The organism is Methylomonas koyamae (assembly GCF_001644025.1).
Lineage (GTDB): Bacteria > Pseudomonadota > Gammaproteobacteria > Methylococcales > Methylomonadaceae > Methylomonas > Methylomonas koyamae_A.
Genome location: NZ_LUUK01000235.1, coordinates 1 through 2436, shown reverse-complemented (window position 1 = coordinate 2436; position 2436 = coordinate 1). Strand labels below are relative to the sequence as shown.

The following is a 2436-nucleotide window of genomic DNA, read 5'->3' as shown; positions in this document are numbered from 1 at the left end:
GTAAGCGATCTTTGAAGGACGCACTAGAACTGAAACGGACAATGACTTAACCGTTGGCGTGCGATTAGTCCGTTAGGGCGTCGAGATTCCAAGGCAACAGCGCTTCGAACTCTTCGACAGTTTTTGCGGTGGGAAGCTTTCGGAACAGATCGACCAGATAGGTGTAAGGGTCGACGCTATTGGCCTTGCAGGTTTCGATCAACGAGTAAAGATTAGCGCTGGCACGGGCGCCGGCCACCGTATCGCAAAACAACCAATTGCGGCGGCCCACCACGAAGGGGCGTATGGCGTTTTCGCAGAGGTTGTTGTCGATGGGCCAAGCGCCGTTGTCGACGAAGCGGATCAGTTTGGACCACTGCGATGACAAGTAATGCAAAGCCTTGCCCAGCAAACTACCGGGGATTACCGCATGCAGATGTTGTAGCAGCAGGGCTTCGATTTTGACCAAAACCGGTCGGCTTTGCTCCTGGCGCCGCTGCCCACGCTGTTCGACGCTCAGGTCTTTCGTCTGAGTTTCAATCGCGTACAGTTCACCCATCGCCGCGATAAACTGCGTCGCCAGTTGCTCCGGGCCGCGCGCGGCTTTAGGAATGGCGGCTTCGGCCTCGACAAAATAACGCCGCGCATGCGCCCAACAGCCGAGGTGAATCGCACCCCGGCTGGCGGCAATGGCGTTATACACCTCATAGCCGTCGCTCATCAGTACCGCGCCGGGTTTGATGCCGTCATACAACGGCTGCGCATGCGTTCCGCCGCGCCCCGGCGTGTAGCTGAACAGCCGAATCGGCGGTCCGGAGCCGGTCATTTGTGCCCACAGATAGCTTTTGCTTTGCGCGGCTCGGCCGGATTCTTTGAGCACTTGAACCACGGTTTCGTCGCCCAGGATCAGATCGGCATCGAGCAGATGGTCGCGCAGCAAGTTGATGATGGGTTGCACTGCGTCGCCAACCCGCACCATGCTAGCCGCCAGCGTGTTGCGCGACAGATCGCCGCCGAAACGGCTCAACAGCGCGGCTTGCCGATACAGCGGCAGGCTATCCTGGTATTTGGCGGTGGCGACCCAGGCTAATGCCGTTTCGGTGAGTAAGCCTTTGGGGATGATGCGAACCGGTGCCGGCGTCACGCGAATGCTTTCATCGCAGCACGGGCAGGCATATTTGACGCGGTGATGTTGAATGACTCGCACCTGTTGCGGCACGATGTCGAGCTGCTCGCTGATTTCAGCGCCGATTTCCACCAGACGAGTACCGTCATGCGCACAGATGCGTTCGGCTTCCGCTAATTCATGGCGGACAATCTCGCGCGGCAGATGCGGGTCAAGCGGTTTGCGACCGCGTTTCTGGCGGCGGTGACCGGCCACCTCGACCGCTTCGGGCGTGGCTTCCTCGGCGATTGGAGCACCGTTCGGCGCCAACACTTCGGCTTCGTTCAGGAACAGGTCGCGCTGGGCCGGATTGGCCCGCGCCTCGGATTTTGCGGCATACAGCCTATGCAGAAAGGCATCCACACGTTCTTTCAATAAATCACGCTCGACCGTCACCAACCGCAGTTGACTCGCCAGCCGTTGCTGCTCGGCCAGCAAGGCTTGGTAGTCTTCGGTGGACAGCGTGATGGTGGGCGTCATGCCGTTATTTTACCGGCTTTACATCCGCGTTTCAGCCTACTTGGGTATAGGTTCGTGCCGGATGCGGCCGCATCGCGGCCAAGTCAATACCGGCTAACAACCAGTGGAGTTGCTCGACCGTCAACGTCACAACTGCTGCCTCTTTCGGCCAGTGAAAACGGTCGGCTTCCAGCCGCTTGAGCATCAACCAAAAACCGGTGCGGTCCCACAACAGCAGTTTGATCCGATCCCGCCGGCGATTGCTGAACACGTAGATGGCCGGCTCGAACGGATTCAAGCCTAATGCCTGCTCAACCAGCAGCGCTAAACCATTGATGGCCTTGCGGCCGTCGACCGGCTCGCGGTGCAGGTAGACCTTCAATCCTGCGTCGAAACGAAACATGGCAGCTCGGCCAACGCCTTCAAAATCACCGGCAGGTCGCTCAGCGCGACAGGCTGTAACGCGAGTTTAACGCCGTTGGGCAACTCCGCACTGAGCGCTGACTCAGCCGGTTTCTCTGCGCTCAGCGACTGAACGGGCACAAAAGCCGGCAACGTTAATGGACTGTTCGGATTCGGATGTCCTGTTTCTCGGTAATGCCCCATCCACTTGCGCAGCAGATTGGCATTGATACCGTATTGCAGAGCGATCTTGGCAACCGATGTGCCCGAATGCAAGCAAACTTTCACTAGCTCCCGCTTGGCTTCCGGATCATAAAGGCAACGGCCGTCTCGCCCGTGCCCCACGATTAATGGCCGCGATAATCGCGTGTTGTGCTCCTTCATAGGTGTCCACCTGATTATAAGTGGACACTATCTTCGTTCCTTTCGAG

General features: G+C 58.4%; 3 protein-coding genes. All 3 read right to left on the bottom strand.

Annotated elements, in window-relative coordinates; genetic code table 11:
* Positions 1–64: 64 nt before the first annotated feature.
* Genes tnpC through A1355_RS24160 form a run of 3 tightly spaced genes read right to left on the bottom strand, consistent with a single transcriptional unit; the run spans position 65 to position 2389 of the window.
* A complete protein-coding gene (tnpC, locus tag A1355_RS24170; protein ID WP_064031841.1) occupies positions 65–1624 on the bottom strand; it encodes an IS66 family transposase in 1560 nt (519 codons plus the stop codon).
* A 31-nt stretch (positions 1625–1655) separates the two neighbouring features.
* On the bottom strand, positions 1656–2006 hold the full coding sequence (tnpB, locus tag A1355_RS24165; RefSeq protein WP_064031840.1) for an IS66 family insertion sequence element accessory protein TnpB: 351 nt from the start codon (positions 2004–2006) through the stop codon (positions 1656–1658).
* On the bottom strand, positions 1982–2389 hold the full coding sequence (locus A1355_RS24160; protein WP_231883784.1) for a transposase: 408 nt from the start codon (positions 2387–2389) through the stop codon (positions 1982–1984). Before A1355_RS24160 ends, tnpB begins: the two co-directional genes overlap by 25 nt.
* Positions 2390–2436 lie beyond the last annotated feature (47 nt).